12 protein-coding genes are annotated in these 17,603 nt (G+C 63.9%); 2 read left to right on the top strand and 10 right to left on the bottom strand.

What is annotated here, in order from left to right; translation table 11 throughout:
* Nucleotides 1–17: 17 nt before the first annotated feature.
* Entirely contained in the window at nucleotides 18–743 is a 726-nt protein-coding gene (locus RND78_RS19645) for a polysaccharide lyase family 7 protein (RefSeq protein WP_312731454.1), read from the top strand.
* Between the two features lie 6 nt (nucleotides 744–749).
* Here RND78_RS19645 and RND78_RS19640 read toward each other — a convergent pair whose 3' ends face one another.
* From RND78_RS19640 to RND78_RS19595, 10 genes are all read right to left on the bottom strand, one after another.
* Nucleotides 750–1,802 (bottom strand): YbhN family protein, encoded by a 1,053-nt coding sequence (locus tag RND78_RS19640; RefSeq protein ID WP_312731451.1) that lies wholly within the window; start codon nucleotides 1,800–1,802, stop codon nucleotides 750–752.
* Nucleotides 1,799–3,046: a cardiolipin synthase ClsB gene (clsB, locus tag RND78_RS19635; protein WP_312731448.1), complete on the bottom strand. Its 1,248-nt coding sequence runs from the start codon at nucleotides 3,044–3,046 to the stop codon at nucleotides 1,799–1,801. Before clsB ends, RND78_RS19640 begins: the two co-directional genes overlap by 4 nt.
* Nucleotides 3,043–3,804 carry an endonuclease/exonuclease/phosphatase family protein gene (locus RND78_RS19630; protein ID WP_133861799.1) on the bottom strand — a complete coding sequence of 254 codons (762 nt, stop codon included), beginning with the start codon at nucleotides 3,802–3,804 and terminating at the stop codon, nucleotides 3,043–3,045. The genes clsB and RND78_RS19630 overlap by 4 nt, the downstream gene beginning before the upstream one ends.
* Nucleotides 3,801–5,990, bottom strand: a complete 2,190-nt coding sequence (gene glgX / locus RND78_RS19625; RefSeq protein WP_312731442.1) for a glycogen debranching protein GlgX — start codon at nucleotides 5,988–5,990, stop codon at nucleotides 3,801–3,803. The genes RND78_RS19630 and glgX overlap by 4 nt, the downstream gene beginning before the upstream one ends.
* Before the next feature lie 254 nt (nucleotides 5,991–6,244).
* Nucleotides 6,245–6,742: a DUF2934 domain-containing protein gene (locus RND78_RS19620; RefSeq protein ID WP_312731440.1), complete on the bottom strand. Its 498-nt coding sequence runs from the start codon at nucleotides 6,740–6,742 to the stop codon at nucleotides 6,245–6,247.
* Nucleotides 6,739–9,546, bottom strand: a complete 2,808-nt coding sequence (gene treY / locus RND78_RS19615) for a malto-oligosyltrehalose synthase (protein WP_312731437.1) — start codon at nucleotides 9,544–9,546, stop codon at nucleotides 6,739–6,741. The genes RND78_RS19620 and treY overlap by 4 nt, the downstream gene beginning before the upstream one ends.
* Nucleotides 9,543–11,609, bottom strand: coding sequence for a 4-alpha-glucanotransferase (gene malQ, locus RND78_RS19610; RefSeq protein ID WP_312731434.1), 2,067 nt, complete (start codon nucleotides 11,607–11,609; stop codon nucleotides 9,543–9,545). Before malQ ends, treY begins: the two co-directional genes overlap by 4 nt.
* Nucleotides 11,606–13,411 (bottom strand): malto-oligosyltrehalose trehalohydrolase, encoded by a 1,806-nt coding sequence (gene treZ / locus RND78_RS19605; protein ID WP_312731431.1) that lies wholly within the window; start codon nucleotides 13,409–13,411, stop codon nucleotides 11,606–11,608. Before treZ ends, malQ begins: the two co-directional genes overlap by 4 nt.
* A 159-nt stretch (nucleotides 13,412–13,570) precedes the next feature.
* Nucleotides 13,571–15,154 carry a glycogen synthase GlgA gene (glgA, locus tag RND78_RS19600; protein ID WP_312731428.1) on the bottom strand — a complete coding sequence of 528 codons (1,584 nt, stop codon included), beginning with the start codon at nucleotides 15,152–15,154 and terminating at the stop codon, nucleotides 13,571–13,573.
* A 349-nt stretch (nucleotides 15,155–15,503) separates the two neighbouring features.
* Nucleotides 15,504–16,625: a mechanosensitive ion channel domain-containing protein gene (locus RND78_RS19595; RefSeq protein ID WP_312731426.1), complete on the bottom strand. Its 1,122-nt coding sequence runs from the start codon at nucleotides 16,623–16,625 to the stop codon at nucleotides 15,504–15,506.
* 454 nt (nucleotides 16,626–17,079) lie between these two features.
* Between RND78_RS19595 and RND78_RS19590 the strand changes: the two genes are divergently transcribed.
* Nucleotides 17,080–17,451: a response regulator gene (locus tag RND78_RS19590; protein WP_312731425.1), complete on the top strand. Its 372-nt coding sequence runs from the start codon at nucleotides 17,080–17,082 to the stop codon at nucleotides 17,449–17,451.
* The last annotated feature ends 152 nt before the right edge of the window (nucleotides 17,452–17,603 follow it).

Genomic DNA, 17,603 nt, shown 5'->3' with positions numbered 1-17,603 from the left:
TGGCAACCGAGAACCCCATGATCGATCTCGCCGAATGGAATCTGACGGTACCTGTGCCCTTGCCCGTGGCCCAGGTAACCACCGCCGAGCTGAACAGCAGCAATTTCCGCAGTCCCTATCTTTACCGGGGTGAGGGCGGTTCCCTGGTGTTCTGGGTCCCGGTCACCGGTACCCCGCAGGCCTTCGACGACTATCCCGCCACCGAATTGCGGGAAACGCGGCCCGACGGCAGTGCCTATTCCTGGAAGTATCGCGAGGCCGATGCGCTGTTGCAGGCCGAAGCAGCCGTGCAGCAGGTGCCCTCACGGCCCGAAGTCATCCTCAGCCAGATCGAGGATCAGGCCAGTGCGCCGCTGAAACCGGCCGAGGCCCTGCTGCAACTGGTCTACCAGGTGGACAGCGCGATGGCCGACAAGGGCCAGGAGCTAGGCAAGCTGATCGCCCGCCTGCGAGAAAGTCCGGACGACAACCCCAAGGACGTGATCCTGCTGGAACGCCTGCCGCTGGCCAGTCGCTTCAGCTACGACATCAAGCTGGCACGCAGCGGCGTCCTCACCGTGCGCGCCCACGGCGCAGGTTCTCGTACCGGTGATCTAGGTCTGCAACTGGACAGCGCCTGGAGCAGCCATCACCTGTACTTCAAGGCCGGCGCGCGACTGCGCGACGCGGAGGGGCCCGCCAGCGAGGGCGGGAAGGTCCAGTTCTATCGGCTGATCTCGATGCACCAACCCAACAATCGCTGACTGCCGTCAGTGGCTGCTGGCTTCCTGCTGCTTGCGTTCTTCGCGCCGGTCATTGCTCACCTTGAGCTTCTTGGCGCGGCTTTCCAGGCCGAAATACAGCACTGCAGCGATCAGCAGGGGGACGATGAAGTACAGCGTCCGGTAGCCGAGGAGGGCTGCGATGATCTTGCCGTGGGACAGGCCATCGTTGGCCAGCAAGGCGATGAACACGGTTTCCAGAACGCCAACCCCGGCGGGAATATGGACGATGACCATGGCGATGCTCGACAGCAGCAGTACGCCCAGCACATGCAGGTAGTCCACCTGGCGGCCGAGGAACAGGTAGACGATGGCGGCCATGGCCATCCAGTTGATCGAGGACACCAGCAGCTGCAGGCAGGCCATGCGCAGCGAGGGTAGCGCCAGGCGCTGCTTGCGCACCGTCCATTCGCGCTGCTTGGCGAAGGCGCAGACCGCCAGGTAGAAGACGATGAAGGCCAGCAGGCCGGCGCCGATCAACCGCAGGGTGGTATCGCCGACGAACCAGTTGGAGGGCATGTCCACCACGCCACTGACGAAGATGCCGCCGGCCAGCAGGATATAGCCCAGCCAGTTGGTGGCGATGCTCAAGGAGAAAATGCGGGTGATGGTGCCGCTGGAAAGCCCTAGCCGTGAATAAAGCCTATATCTCATGCCGATGCCGCCCACCCAGGTGCTGAGGGTCAGGGTGAAGGCGTAGCAGATGAAGGACACCAGGAACACCTGGCGCTTGACCAGTTTGTGCCCACAGTAGGCGCGACCGATGAGGTCATAGCAGCCGTACATGATGTACGAGAGCACGACGAGGCCGCCTGCCATGGCCAGGGTGGTCCACTGGTAGCCGGTGAAGACCTTCCACACCTCGCCCCAGTCCACCTTGCGGGCATAGATCACCAGCAGCACGATGACCGCGATCAGGAAGGCCCAGGTCAGGATCTTCTTGGCCAGGACCCAGCGGCCACTCTGTGGCTTGGCGGCCTGCTGGCCGTCCTCGTCGGCATCGGCATCGGCACGATCCAGGGTGTCGCTATGGCTGCTCATCGTTGTGGGTACCTTGAAATCGAGGAATCCACCCGGTCCTGGGTTTCGAGCTCGGGTTGCACTGGCGGGCTGACCAGTTCGATCTTCGGCGTATGCCCGGGCAACCAGCCCACCCAGGCGGGGAAGTGGCGCAGGAAGTGGAACACCAGCATGGTCTTGGCCAGGTGCCAGTAGGTGCGCTTGGGCACCTTGCTGCTGTCCACGTGCTCGCAGTGATTCTGGATGAGGGTTTCCAGCCGGCCACGCAATTCACGGTTGAAGGCGTGGTCGTGGAAGATCAGGTTGCATTCGAGATTGAGCGAAAGACTCAAGGGGTCCAGGTTGCTCGAACCCACCGTGGACCAGTGCTCGTCCATGGTCGCCACCTTGCCGTGCAAGGGCCGCAGGCAGTACTCGTAGATCTCCACGCCGGCCTTGACCAGGTAGTTGTAGAGCATCTGGGCGCCGACCTTGACGATGGCCATGTCCGGCTCACCCTGGACGATGAGTACCACCCGGACGCCGCGCTGGGCGGCGTTGCGCATTTCGCGCAGCAGCCGGTAGCCGGGAAAGAAGTAGGCATTGGCGATGACCACCTCGCGCTTGGCATTGCGCAGCATCTCCAGGTAGTGCTTTTCGATGTCGGCGCGATGCTCGTCGTTGTCGCGGAATACCAGCAGCGCCTGAGCATTGCCGGGATTGCGATTGTTGGCCGGCTTCTGCGAGCGCTTGCCCCACCAGCGGTGGGTTTCGTCCGGGGAGTTGATGGCGTCGCGGGCGAAGCGGTGGATGTCATCGACGATGGGGCCTTCGACCTCCACCGCGTAATCCTGTTTGGCCTCGGGCCCGAAATCACCGAGGTGTTCGGCGGAGTAATTGATCCCGCCGATGAAGCCCAGGCGCGCGTCCACCACCACGATCTTGCGGTGCAGGCGGCGGAAGAGGTTGGTCCTCATACCCATGACCAGGGGACGCGGATCGTAGTAGCGAAAGCGCACGCCGGCATGCACCATTTCATCGATGAAGTCGCGTGGCAGATCGGGCGAGCCGTAGGCATCCACGGTGATGTCCACCTGGACACCACGCTTGGCCGCCGCGACCAATTCTTCCTGCAAGGCCTTGCCGACCTTGTCGTAGAAGAGGATGAAGGTCTCGATGATGACCTCGCGCTCGGCCGCGCGGATCGCCTCGAAGACCCGAGGGAAGAAGTCCTCGCCGTTTTCCAGCAAGGCAATGCGGTTTCCGTCCCGCCATTCGAAATTCATAGGTGGAAGTCCGCAGCCAGGGGAGCATGGTCGGACAGGTGCGACCACGGCTGATTGCCCAGCACCTGTGGGCGCCCGACGCTGACGTTGCGCGTGTAGATACGGTCCAGGCAGAGCAGGGGCCGCTTCGCCGGGAAGGTCTTGGGCAGTCGCCCTGCGGTCTTCATGAACACCTCTTCGAGTCCCGCGCCCTGGCCGAGGATGTCGTTGGCCTTCTGGCGCCAGTCGTTGAAGTCCCCGGCCACCACGACGGGGGCGTCGCTGGGCAGGGAGTTGATGTGTTCGCAGATCAGCTGCATCTGCATCTGCCGATGTTTCTCGCGCAGGCCCAGATGCACGCAGATGACATGCAGATCCACAGCCTGATCCGGGATACGCAGGACGCAATGCAGCATCCCGCGCTTTTCCGGACCGGCGATGGAAATGTCGAAGTTGTCGTAACTGACGATGGGAAACTTCGACAGCACCGCATTACCGTGATGGCCGTCCGGGTAGACCGCATTGCGCCCGTAGGCGAAGTCGGTCCACATGGAATCGGCCAGGAACTCGTACTGCGGCGCCGCCGGCCAGTTCTCGAAGCGCAACGGGTGCTTTTCGTGGGTACCCAATACCTCCTGCAAGAAGACAATGTCCGCTGACACCGTCCGCACCGCCTCGCGCAATTCCGGCAAGATGAACTTGCGGTTGAAGGACGTGAAGCCCTTGTGCGTGTTGATGGTCAGGACCTTGAACGAAAAACCCTGTTGCGCGTTCGTCATGCCTGGCGCTTCCTCCGCTTGGTCTGGGTCAGCTCGAACAGCAATACCGAGCGTCCGGTGACCTGATAGGTGTCTCCGAAATTGAAGACGTCGCCGGCATCCAGGTCAGGCTGATTGGTATCCAGCTGCAGGGACCAATGCTCGCCCATGGGGACTTCCGGCAGGGTGAAATCCACCACGTCATAATGAGCATTGACCAGAATCAGCAGCGAGGTATCCGCGCCCTTGCGACGAATACCGGTCGGCTGGGCACGGCCATCGAGCAGGATGCCCATGCACTTGTTGCTGCCGTCCTGCCACTGCTCGTCGCCCATCTCGGTGCCGCCGGGCTGCAGCCAGGTGACATCCTTGACGCCCAGTTCTTCGTTGTAGGCACCGGTGAAGAAGCGGCTACGACGCAGGAGCGGATAGCGGCGACGCAGGTCGATCAGGTTGCGCACGTATTCCTGCAGCTCGGCGCTCTTCTCGCTGATCTCCCAGTTGACCCAGCCGATCTCGCTGTCCTGGCAATAGGCGTTGTTGTTGCCACCCTGGGTACGGGCGAATTCGTCCCCGGCCAGCAGCATGGGCGTGCCCTGGGAGAGGAAGAGGGTGGCCAGCAGGTTGCGCATTTGGCGATAGCGCAGCTCGATGATCTCCGGATCGTCGGTCTCGCCCTCGGCGCCGCAGTTCCACGACAGGTTGTGGGAATGACCGTCCTTGTTGTCCTCGCCGTTGGCCTCGTTGTGCTTGTCGTTGTACGACACGGTGTCGGCCAGGGTGAAGCCGTCGTGGGCGGTCACGAAGTTCACGGACGAGTAGGGCTTGCGACCGCGACGGTTGAACTTGTCGCCGGAGCCCAGGAAGATCTTCGCGAAATCGCCGATCTTGTCTTCGTCACCCTTCCAGAAGGCACGCGCGGTGTCGCGGAAGGTGTCGTTCCACTCCATCCAGCCGGGTGGGAAGTTGCCGACCTGATAGCCGCCGGGGCCGCAGTCCCAGGGTTCGGCGATAAGCTTGGTCTCGGCCAGGATCGGATCCTGACGGCAGGCATGCAGGAAACCGCCGCCTTCGTCGAAGCCGTCCGGCTCGCGGCCTAGAATGGTGGCCAGGTCGAAGCGGAAGCCGTCCACGCCCATCTCGGTCGCCCAGTAGCGCAACGAGTCGGTCACCATCTGCAGCACGCAGGGGTGGCTCATGTTCAGGGTGTTGCCGGTACCGGTGTCGTTGATGTAGTAACGCGCATCATCGGGCATCAGCCGGTAGTAGTTGGCGTTGTCGATGCCCTTCAGCGAAAGGGTCGGGCCCATCTCGTTGCCTTCGGCGGTGTGGTTGTAGACCACGTCGAGGATGACCTCGAGGCCGGCATTGTGCATGCGCGCGACCATCACCTTGAATTCGCCGATGGACTGGCTGGCCATGTAGCGCGAGTGTGGGGCGAAGAAGGCCAGGGTGTTGTAGCCCCAGAAGTTTCTCAGGCCCTTTTCCAGCAGGTGGTTGTCATCGAGGAAGTAGTGGATCGGCATCAGCTCGACGGAGGTCACGCCGAGGGACTTGATGTAGTCGATCACCTCGCTTTCCTGCAGGCCGGAGAAGGTGCCCCGGGCGTTCTCGGGCACTGCCGGGTGCTGCATGGTGTAGCCGCGCACATGGGTCTCGTAGAACACGGTGCGGTCACGCGGGACACGCGGATGCGTGGTGTTACCCCAGGTGAAGGCGGGGTCGATCACCCGGCAGCGCGGCATGAAGGGGGCGCTGTCACGCTCGTCGAAGGAGAGGTCGCCATCGGGATGGCCGATGGTGTAGCCGAACAGGGCATCGTTCCACTCCAGCTCGCCGACGATCTGCTTGGCGTAGGGATCGATCAGCAGCTTGTTGTGGTTGAAGCGGTGGCCATTCTGCGGCTCGTACGGGCCATGCACGCGGTAGCCGTAGAGGGTGCCGGGACGGGCATCGGGCAGGTAGCCGTGCCAGATCTCGTTGGTGAATTCCGGCAGTTCGATGCGTTCGATTTCTTCCTTGCCTTCGTCGTCGAAGAGACAGAGTTCTACCTTGGTGGCGTTGGCGGAGAAGATGGCGAAGTTCACGCCGGAGCCGTCCCAGGTAGCGCCCAGGGGATAGGGCAGGCCTTCACGAACACGAGACTTGGACTTGCTGATGAACGCGGTCGCTTCGGTTAAGGGCTTGTTGGAATCGGTTGATGTCATTTCGACGCTCTCGGGGATAGCTAGGAAGGAAGTAGCTCTGATTTGGCTCTCGTTACCTGCCGGTGGCTGAATCGATACAGATCCGGCTACCTGCATATGAAAGGCCCGACGCAGCGCAGTTCCGGGCTCCCGAAGCGAGCCGACAAAGCGTTGTTTTTGCAGGAAAAACTTGGAAACTCTGGGGGGATCGACACCGCTCACGAGCGGTAGGGAGAAGGCCTGGCCAAACGGCCAGGCCGAAGCATCACATCACATCACTCGCCGGTGGCCGGTTTGGTTGCAGCGGGTTTGGCCCGGGAAGCACGCGGCTTTTTCGGCGTGGCGGGGGCCACACCCACACCGGTGGCTTCGACGGCCGCGTCGGGCTTGGCCTTGCTCGCGCTGGTCTTGGCGGGGGCGGCCTTGCTGGAGCTGGGCTTGACTGCCTGCTTGGCCTTGGACACCACCTTCTTGGCCGCCGCCTCGACCTTCTCGGTCACGGACTCACCGTCAGCGGCCGCTTCGGTCGCCGCCTTCTCGCTGCCGCTCTTGGTCTTGCCCGTGGTGCTGGGCTTGGCAGTCGCCGGCTTGCTGGTGGTGGTCTTGGTTGCCCGGGGCTTCTTGGCGACGGTCTTCTTGGCCACACCCTCCTGTTCGGCTTCGTACAGGCGGGTCGCCATCTCCCAGTGGCGATCATGTTCGTGCGCCGGACGCCCTTCGGACTCCCAGATCTGATAGGCGAGCTGCTGGATGCGTTCGTCTTTTTGGGTCATTGCGGTGCGGCTCCTTGAGTGATGTCTTGTGTGCTGAGCAATCCAAGCGGAAAACGTGCCAGAACCTCGCCGACAGATAGCTCTTTCTTCTGGTCATGGACAGATGAGGGAGCGAAAGTTTCCCCGAAACGGTACATGGACAAGGTTTCCGGAAGTTTTATCCGGGTGTCCTGCCAGACATCCGCGGAAAAGCCGATTTTTTCATGGCCCAGGAGGAGGTCCGAGGCCTGCAATGGCACTATCACGATCACCGCCTGCTCCTCCCAGGTACGGGCGAAGGCCAGTACCTGGGTGGCCTTCGCCCCTTCCACGCTCAAGGGGACATAGCGACCTTGGGTGAACAGTTGCGGACAGCCCTTGCGTAGCTGCAGCACCGCAGCCAGCACCTGCTGTTTCACCTCGCCGCTGCGCCAGTCGGCCAAGGCGGCGAGCGCCGATTCGTGAGCGGCCAGGGCCCGTTGCCGCGGGGCATAGTCCACCGCGCGACGATTGTCCGGCTCCACCAGGCTGAAGTCCCAGAATTCCCCGCCCTGGTAAAGATCGGGTACCCCTGGCGCGGTGTTGCGCAGCAGCAACTGGACCAGGCCATTCAGCGCGCCGGCGGGAGCCAGGTCGTGCACGGCGGCGACGATCTCTCTTCGCAACGAAAGGTACTTGGCATCGGTGAGCAGGCCTTCCAGGAAGGCCTTGCAGGCGGCTTCGTAGTCGCCATTGGGCGCCCACCAGTCCGACTCCAGCTTCTCCTCCCGCAGCGCTTTTTCCTGCCACTGCAGCAGGCGCTCCAGATAGGCGTCGAGCCCCTGGCGGTCATCGGCTTCCAGGGCCAATGGCCAGCTGGCGAGCAGGGTCTGGTAGAGCATCAGCTCGTCACCCGGCGTGGGCGCCGGGGCCTCGTTCCATTCGCCACGCAGCGATGCGGCCTGCTCCATCCAGCGACGGGCCTGGGCGATGTAGGCCCGGGGATCTTCCGAGACCACCGCGAGCCGCGCCCGGGTGTCTTCGCCGCGTTTATGGTCATGGGTAGCGGTGGTCAGCATGTTGCGCGGGAAGTGTTCGGCGCGCCAACCGCTGGCTGCGTGGAAGGCACTGACCGGCTGGGAGAAATGCTGGGGATCGAAGCCCACGTCATTGCGCGAGAGCAGCGGCGCGGAGCGATAGCAGGCAGTGTCTTCCACTGCCTTGGCGGCGATGGGCGAGGTGAGCTGCTGGAACTTGGTGATGGCCCTGCGTTGTTCACGGCGAGCCACGCTGCCGACCGGCTTGTAGCGCGGCGCATCGCCGCCCAGCCAGGCACGCAGTTGCTCGAGCAATGGTTGTTCTGCCTCGCCGACCTGGGGCCGGGCCGCTTCCAGCGCGGTATCGAACCACTGGGCATCGTCGCCGACGAAGCCGGCTGCCCCCGCATAGGTGCGATAGACCTTGAACTGCACGATCAACTCCAGCAGCACCCGGCGGATGGCGCCCTGGCTGGTGTCGCGGGTGCGCCAGTCCTGCTGGGCCAACAGGTGCAGGGTGTGCACGGCGGATTCGAACTCACTGTTCAGGGCGGTGGTGAGCACCAGGCGCCGGGCTTCCCGGACTTCCACGAGGAAGTCCTCGGTACGCCCGGTGGCTTCCGCCCAGAACTCGCGTAGCGGGGCTTCGCCGCTGGCAGCGTGCTGCACCGCCGAGACCTCGTTCATGAATTCGTAGCCGGTGGTGCCGTCGATGCCCCAGCCTTCACGCAGGTGTTCGCCGTCGGCGAGGATCTTCTCGATGTAGATGGGGAAGCCGTCTTCCGGTGCACCGCCGGTACGGCTGGCGCAGAGGTCGTCTACCCGGCGACGCAGCTTGCGGCAATAGGCACGCGGATTGGCCAGGCCGTCGATATGGTCCAGGCGCAGGCCGTCGAGCAGGCCTTCGCTGATCAGGCGGAAGATCAGCGAATGGGTTTCCTCGAATACCTCGTGGCGCTCCATGCGCAGGCCACCCAGTTCGGTGATATCGAAGAACCGCCGCCAGTTGATGTCGTCCGAGGCGGTACGCCAGCTCGCCAGCCGATAGTGCTGGCTCTCCAGCAGGGCATGCAGGCGCTCTTGGTTCTCCGGCTGGCTGCCGTCGAAGGCGGCAATGGCCTTGTCGATGGCGGCCGCGACCGTGGGCTCCTTGGCGGCATCCGCCAGTTGGCGCTGGGCACCGCGGGCCTCCTGCTGGTCCTTGGCGCGGGCGGAGAAGGCATCCGCGAACAGACTCAGCTGCGGCAGATCGCTCTCGCGCAGGATCTGGCCATAGGTGCCCGGATTGATGGGGAAGTGGTGGGCGTAGTACTCCACGCGGAAAGCGCCTTTTTCCGCATCGAACACCAGCTTGAGTTCGCCCGCTTGCAGGACGTTGCCATAGGCGTCGCCGAGGAAGGGCAGCAGCACCTGGCCTTGCAGGTCGGGGTCCGGGCCATACCAGTTGATGTCGTAGAAGCCGGCGTAACGGCTCCGGCGACCCCATTCGAGGATGTCCAGCCACCAGGCGTTCTCCGAGCCGCCCACGTTAGTGTGGTTGGGTACGAAGTCGGCGATCAGGCCCATGCCGTGCTCGCGCAGGCGGGCGACCAGGCGGCGCAAGGCCTCCTCACCGCCCAACTCCGGATTCACCCGGGTCGGGTCCACCACGTCGTAGCCGTGGACGGAGCCGGCGCGGGCGGTGGTGATGGGGGAGGCATAGAAATGGCTGATGCCCAACTTGGCGTAGTACTCCACCAGGGGCAGGGCATCGTCGAAGGTAAAGTCCTTGTGGAACTGCAGGCGTACGGTGGCGCGCAAGCGACTCATCGAGTGTTCTCCGGATTGTTACGAGCAGCGCTCAGCACGCTTAGGCGTCGTTCAGGGATGGCGGCGTCCAGCAAGAGATCCGCGGGGTCGTCCCAGCGGCGCAGCCAATTGGGGTGTTCGTTGGTGGTACCGGGCAGGTTGGCCTGCTCCAGTTGGCCCAGGGCGTCTTCCACCGGCAGGATGATCAACGGGGCCGGGGTACGACCGATGAAGTCGATGGCGGCGTCCACGGCCGCCTCGACGTTGTCGACACTGGTGTCGTCGAGGTGCAGCACCTTGGCCAGGTGACGGCGATCCTCGGCGCGTTCGGCCAGTCGATCTTCACGACTGGTACCATCGGGCAGCAGATCCAGCTGTTCCTGCCAGTCGGCGTCGCGTGCCCGCCACCAACCGGTCAGGGTCGGCAGATCGTGGGTGGTGGGCATACCCATGGCCGTCGCCGACCAGTTCTTGGCTGGCTTGAACGCCTGGCCGTCGCGTTCGAACAGCAGCACCTGCATGCCCATGATGGCGCGCTCGGCCAGCCGCTCGCGGAAGCCCTCGGGCACCGTGCCCAGGTCTTCACCCATGACCACGCAGCGATGCCGCCAGGACTCCAGGGCGACCAGGCGCAACAGATCGTCGATGGGATAGGACAGGTAGGCACCCTCGGCCGGCGAGGCCCCTTCGGGGACCAGCCAGAGACGTTGCAGACCCATCACGTGATCGATGCGCACCCCACCGGCGTGGGCGAAGTTGGCCCTGAGCATCTCGATGAAGGCACGGAAGCCATGCTTGACCATGCCGGTGGGCGAGAAGGCGGAGATGCCCCAACCCTGGCCCTTCTGGTTGAGCAGATCCGGCGGACACCCGACGGTGACCGAGGCCAGCAGCTCTTCCTGGCGACTCCAGGCCTGACTGCCGCCACCGTCCGCGCCCACGGCGATATCGGCGATCAAGCCGATCTGCATGCCCGACTCGCGGCACTGCGCCTGAGCCGCAGCCAGGCCTTCGCTGGCCAGCCACTGGGTGAAGGCATAGAACTCCACATCCTGGGCATGGCGCTCGGCGAATTCGACCACCGCCGGATTCCTGGGATCGCGATATTGCTGCGGCCAGTGCTGCCAGCTCGGCGACGCCTCGCCCTGGGTGAAGGAGGCATGCAGGGCTTCGAAGCGGCAGTGATTCTCCAGGGCTTCACCGCCCTCGCGGCGAAATGCCTCGAAGCGCTGGCGCAGGTCACTGTCGGCGGTGCGGAAGTCCAGGTGCAGGGTACGCAGCAAGCGCAGGCGCATTCTCGCCAGCGCCGGCCAGTCGATCAGCTCCAACTGCTCCAGGCGCTCGGCTTCGCGCTCCAAGCCGGCGCGCTGTTGCGCCTGGCGGACCCGCTCGGTACCGAAGACCACTTCCGGCGCTGCATAGAGCACATTGAAAAACACCCGGCTCGACGGTGAGTAGGGGCTGTAGCGACTGCCGTCGGCGCTGAACATGGCATGGAGCGGACTGATCGCCAGGGCATCGGCGCCCTTGCTGGCGGCGGACTTGGCGAGTTGCACCAAGCCCTGCAGATCACCCGCACCGCTGCCGCCCTCGCGTCTCAGGCTGTACAGCTGTACGGCCAGTCCCCACAGTCGGGCGTTCTCATCACCCGTGGCATCGGCGATGGTGTAGCAGCGCTCGGGTGCCACCGCGAGGGTCAGCTGCTCGCCGCCGACCTCTGCCTGGTGGTAACCCACTTCGCTGATCGCTGAGAGTTGCCCCTGGGCATCCACGGTGCCCTCCAGGCGTTCGCCACCCTCCAGTTGCACCTGGTAGGAGACGCCACGCTTGAACTGATCCGGGGTGCCGACAGGCTTGCCCACCAGGGCGGTGATCAGCGGCGGCAGATGGTGCTTGTCGCCCACCTCGGCCAGTTTGCGCAGGCTCGCATCGATATCGGCATCGCTGTCTGCCGGCAACTCAATGGCCTTGAGCAGATTGCGCAGGGCTTCAGGACTTACTCGTTGGCGCTCGCCATCGTAGGCGGTCCACTCGATGGCGATGCCGGCCGCCTTGGCCAGTTGTTCCAGACGATCCTCGCTCATGCCTTTTTCTCCAGCCAGACCAGGGCGCTGTGGCCGGCCAACTGGCCATCCTGGCGCTGGGCGATCACCTTGGCGTCGCTGCTGTGCAACAGCTCGCCGGTCGATGGCTCATCCACCGTTACCGCGGCGTCGTTGAGGTTGAGCTCGATGGTCAGGCGACTGCCATCGGCCAGGGTCCAGCGCGCCCTTACGGCACGCTCGCCGAGCGCCTCGGCACCGGCGGCGCGGGCGCCTTCCAGGCGCGGAAAGAGTTCCTTGCGGCGGATCTCCAGCAACTCCCGGTACAGCCCCAGCCAGGCCGCATGGTCAGGCTGGTCGGCTTCGCCGAAGTTGGGCTTGGAGTCTTCGAAGGTCTTGGGCGCGTTCGGATCGGGAATCTGCTGGCGATGCTCTTCGCTGGTGAAGAAATCGAAGTCCTTGAACTCGTTGCGCCGGCCATCACGGACCAGTTCGGCCAGTTCGTCGTTGTGGCTGGTGAAGAACAGGAACGGCTGACGGCTGCCCCATTCCTCGCCGATGAACAGCAGCGGGATCATGGGGCTGAGCAGCAGCAGGGCGGTCGCGGCGCGCAGTGCCGGTTCCGGCGCGAGGCGGGTGAGGCGTTCGCCGAAGGCGCGGTTGCCGACCTGGTCGTGGTTCTGCAGGAAGATGATGAAGGACGAGGCGGGCAGGTCCTTGCTCGGCTCGCCACGGGCCTTGCCATGACGGGTCTTTTCGCCCTGGTAGATGAAGCCCTCGCCCAAGCAGCGCACCAGCTTGGCGGTGGCGTCCTGGGTGAAGTCCTGGTAGTAGCCCTCGTCTTCGCCGGTCAACAGCGGATGGATGACGTTGTGCCAATCGTCCGTCCACTGGGCGTTGTAATGCTTGCCGCCGAGCAGAGTGGCGGTGTTGTCCTCGTTTTCCAGCATCAGGTGCACGTGGCGGCCCGGCTCGACGGTGGCACGGATCTCCTCGGCCAGTTCCTCCAGGAAGCCCTTGTCGTTGATGGCATGCACGGCGTCGAATCTCAGGCCGTCGAAGCGGTACTCCATCAGCCACATCAGGGCGTTGTCGATGAAGTAGCGGCGGACCGCGTCCTGGCGGAAGTCGATGGCCGCGCCCCAGGGGGTATGGATGTCCTCGCGGAAGAAGCGCTCGGCGTAGGCGTGCAGGTAGTTGCCGTCCGGACCGAAGTGGTTGTAGACCACATCCAGGTACACCATCACGCCATGGGCGTGGGCGGTGTCGATCAGCGACTTGAGATCGTCCGGCGTGCCGTAGGAGGCTTCCACGGCATAGGGCAGGACCCCGTCATAACCCCAGTTGCGACCGCCAGGGAATTCCGAGAGCGGCATCAGCTCGATGGCGGTGATACCAAGGGCCGCCAGGCGCGGGACCAGCTTCTCGACGCCAGAAAAGCCTCCCAAGGTGCCGACATGCACTTCGTAGATGACACTCTCGTGCCAGGGCCGGCCGCTCCATTCCACGGTCTGCCAGTGGTAGGTGGTGGGGTCGATGACGATGCTCGGCTCGTGCACGTCTCCGGCTTGGGCACGGGAAGCGGGGTCCGGCACCAGCAGATCGCCGATCTGGTAACGGTAGCGCGTGCCCGCACCGCACTGGGCCTCGATCCCGAACCAGCCGTCCCCCTGGGCTTCGAGCGCTATGGTCATGCCGCCTTCGAGCGCCACGGACACCCTGTCCGCGCTGGGTGCCCAGAAATGGAAGAGGGTGCGATCCTTGCCCAGCAGGGTGGCGCCAGCACGGGTCTGCCAGGCGTAGCCCCCGGTCGTTGCGGCTGCGTCGCGAGAAATGTCAGTCATGAATGGATAACTCCCGAAACCGGAGGGCATAAAAAGCGCTGCGGCCCTGATGGCCGCAGCTGCTGATATGACCGGTGGGAGTCGCTCAAAGTTGAGCGGGGCAGGCGCTTTTCGTCGGTCTTGAACCCAGAAAAAGCGCCGGCCAGGCGGCGTTCGATCTCAGGCGTGAGCCTGGCGCTGCTGTTGAGCGTGAACGCCGATCATGTCGAGGTAGAGCGAAGCGTAGGGCTTGGCGCATTCGGACCAGAAGAAGGGACCCTGCATGGCGCGGCGACGCATGGCGAACAACAGGTCCTGACGCTCGAACACACCCAAGGCACGGTCGATGGCGCCGAGGTAGTTCTCCAGCGAGAGCGGGGTGAACAGGAAGCCCGTGGTGCCGTCTTCGATGCTGTCGGCCAGGCCACCGGTACGGGTGGCGATCGGCAGCGAGGCGAAGCGCTGGGCATACATCTGGCTCAGGCCGCAGGGTTCGAAGCGCGAGGGCATCAGCAGGAAGTCGCTGCCCGCGTACATGCGCCGGGCTTCGGTTTCGCAAAAGCCGATGTGGGCGCTGACCCGGCCCGGGTGACGCAGGGCCAGGGCCCTTACCTGCCGCTCGATGTGCTGCTCGCCGCAGCCGATGATCATCAGCTGGCCACCACGGGCAACGATGTGATCGGCCGCCTCGATGGTCAGGTCGATGCCTTTCTGTTGCACCAGGCGCGAGACCACGGCGAACAGAGGACCGGTGGACGGCTCCAGACCGAATTCCTCGCGGATGCGCGCGGCGTTCACCGCCTTGCCTTCCCAGTCCGACTCGGTGAACTGCTGGCACAGGTGCGGATCGCTGCAGGCGCTCCAACCGTCGTCGATGCCATTGAGCAGGCCGGTCAGCTTGCCTTCGAGTGCCTTGACCTGCAGCAGGCCTTCCAGGCCGTAGCCGAATTCCGGCGTGGTGATTTCCTGGGCGTAGGTGTGGCTGACCGTAGTGATGTGGTCGGCGTAGACCAGGCCGGCCTTGAGGAAGGACACCTTGCCCCAGAACTCCAGGCCCTCCATCTGGAAGGCATGCTCGGGGATGTCCAGGTCGGCGAGCACGGAGGCCGGGAACAGCCCCTGGTAGGCCAGGTTGTGAATGGTGGTCAGGCAAGGAGTGGTCGAGCCTTTCCAGCGCAGGTAGCCAGCGGCGAGACCGGTCTGCCAGTCGTTCAGGTGCAGCAGGTCGGGCACCCAGCGAATCGAGGCATCGCCCAAGGCGAAGTCGGCGGCGGCACTGGACAGCCGGCCGAAGCGGATGTGGTTGTCGGCCCAGTCGACGTTGTCGAGGTCGCCATAGGGATTGCCCGGGCGCTCGTAGAGTTCGGGGCAGATCAGGACGTAGACGACCAGGCCGTCTTCCAGATTCACGCGGCCGACGTCACAGGCGGGCATGGCACCGCGGGCGGCGATGCGACCCACCATCTGCATGCGATCCTTGACCGCAGCGATGACCTGGCGATAGCCCGGGATCAGCACCCGTACATCATGGGACGCCGCGAGGGCGCGGGGCAGGGCGCCGGAGACCTCGCCCAGGCCGCCGGCCTTGACGAAATCGGAAATTTCCGGAGTCACGAAGAGAATGCGCTTGCGACTTTCGACGACGGAGCTCAGCGTCAGCTGAGGTTCTTCCGAGCGCTTGCGAGGAGTGCTGGATCTGGTGGTGCGAGTGGCAGTTTCAACGGGCTCGAGAGCCCCAAATTTCCCCACGACGGCGTTTGCCATGGTGCGCTCCCAATGCAGCGAGTTCGAGACTGAGGTTTACCTGATTGCTTCTTTCCTGAAGCTCGATGCTTCCTGGTTCAAAAACGCCTACAGCCGAGCTGCTACAGCCTTTTTGCCGGTCACCTCTTCCGAGATGTCTGGAATTGGGCGAGAACTGCTTCGCGAAAATCCAGATTGCTCTCGCACTGACTCACGGACGGCATCACAAGTTTCCCGCGCGAATGTTGCCGTCTTGTCTGTCTTTGCGAGATGCGTGCCCGAATTGGCGGGGGTACTATCCACTGGCGTTGGAAACATGACGGGGATGAATCGCTTGATCCTCACCTGATTGGCGAAAATGACTGACGATTCAAACTTCTGGTTGGCGGGCCACCGGCTCTTGCCTTTCGTCGGATTGCATGGTCGGTAGGCTGTCTCGCCGGCCCAGTTCGGTTCGCAGCTTGGGCAGGCAGAGGGGGAATTCGCGATTGATGAAGGTAATCAGCCGCTCGCGCACGAAACAGCGCAGGTCCCAGTTCTTCGATGAATCATCGGAACTCACCAGCACGCGGATCTGCATGGATTCGCTGGACGCGTCCGTCACCTGGAGCACGCAGACGCGGCCATCCCACAAATGGGGCACTTCCGCGCAGGCGCGTTCCAATTCGGTGCGGATGGATGCCAAAGGCAGGGAATAGTCAACCCAAACGAACACCGAACCGATCAGGCTGGAGGAGGAGCGTGTCCAATTCTGGAAGGGTGTCTCGATGAAGTACTGCAGGGGCACTACCAGGCGCCGATCGTCCCAGATGCGTACCACCACATAGGTACCGGTGATCTCCTCCACGCGTCCCCATTCCCCCTCGACGATCACCACGTCATCGAGCCGAATCGGTTGGGTGACGGCAATCTGTAAGCCGGCGATGAGATTGCCCAGTACCGGCCGCGCCGCGATGCCCGCCACCAGCCCGGCGACCCCGGCGGAAGCCAGCAAGCTGGCACCCACCTGGCGCACGGCGGGAAAGGTCATCAGCATCAGGGCGATACCGACCAGCAGCACGACGAAGCTCAGGCTGCGTACCAGCACGCGATTCTGGGTCTGGATGCGGCGGGCCCGCAGGTTGTCGACCACGTCCACCGGGTTGCGCAGGGCGATGGTGGCGCCCACCGCTTTCACCGCCCGCAGGCCCAGCCAGGTGAAGGCGGCGATGCTCAGCAGACCGGTGAGGTGCTGCACGGCACGCAACAATGGCAAGGCATCGGGTGCTGAATTCCAGACACCTTGCAGCACCACGAGGGGTATGGCGAAGCGTGCCGGCTTTTCCGCGTACCTCACCAGGTTACGGGCAAGCAGGAAGGGATTGGCGAGGCGGCGGATGGCGGCAAAGGCCAGGGTGAGAGCGATGGCAGTGATCGCCAGAGCGATCACCGCAGCGATCAGGGTGGTGACCCAGGGGGCTTGCAGCCAGCCTGTCCAATCGATGGCCGTCATGCGCTTTTCCTCCGGCTGACGGCTTCCCAGGATCCGCAGAGCTGGCGCGTCGGAATCGCGGGAAGCCCTTCGAGATACTTGGAGTCCGACTGGCGGCAATTGGCCCTGGTTCCCGTACAGGGTTCCCACGGCACGAGAAGCAGGACAGTAATACCACCCCTGTATTATTGCTTTGAGTGGTCCCTTGGCGACTTTTTCCGCCGGCTGGCGCGGCGCAATGTCGCAGGGTGGGTCTAGGCTGGACGGACGGGCGGGAGGCGCGTGGGCAGCCTGTCCGGCGCCACAGGGCCTTTGGGAAGGCCGAGTACGGCGCGCCGCTGCTGGCGGAGCCAACAGGCCCTGAGGACCTCGCGCAACGAGGAAACTGCCCGCGCGCCCTGGATGAGAGTAGAATCCGCGCCCCAACAAGACACGTCCTGTCGAACGGCGGACCTACGAAGATCGAGACGGATTTATGAAACCAGTGGTAGTGGTCGTCGAAGACGAGAACATGTTGCTCGGGCTGATGGAAGAGGTGCTCGAAGGCGAAGGCTTCGAGGTGCGCACCTTCGGTACCGCAGATCAAGCCTGGGAACACTTGTCGAGCGCGCGACCGACCCCCGATCTGCTGATCACCGACGTCCGCATGCCCGGCACCATCGATGGTCTCGAGCTGGCGCGGCGCGTCAAGCAGCAGTTGCCGGGTCTGCCCATCATCGTCTCCTCGGGCTATTTCGAAGAGCTGCAGCCCGAGCGCGCACCGGATATCTATTATCTGCCCAAGCCCTGGCGCTTCGATGACCTGCTGGCAGGTTGCTTCCGCTTCCTGAATCAGCGCAAGGCCTGATGCCTCTCGCGGTCTGGTGCCGGGCCGCGTACTCCAGTGTCAGCCAGACGTGGGGCGAGGCTCTGCGAGCGAAAGATCGCGATGCCTAAGCTGATTCCATTTCGTTATTTATTTTCCGATCTTTAGATCGTTTAGCTTGGCCTCCAGCTCGC

Source organism: Pseudomonas oryzihabitans (assembly GCF_032027545.1).
Lineage (GTDB): Bacteria > Pseudomonadota > Gammaproteobacteria > Pseudomonadales > Pseudomonadaceae > Chryseomonas > Chryseomonas oryzihabitans_F.
Note: the sequence above shows the minus strand (reverse complement) of the source record. Positions and strands in the feature narration are given on the sequence as shown.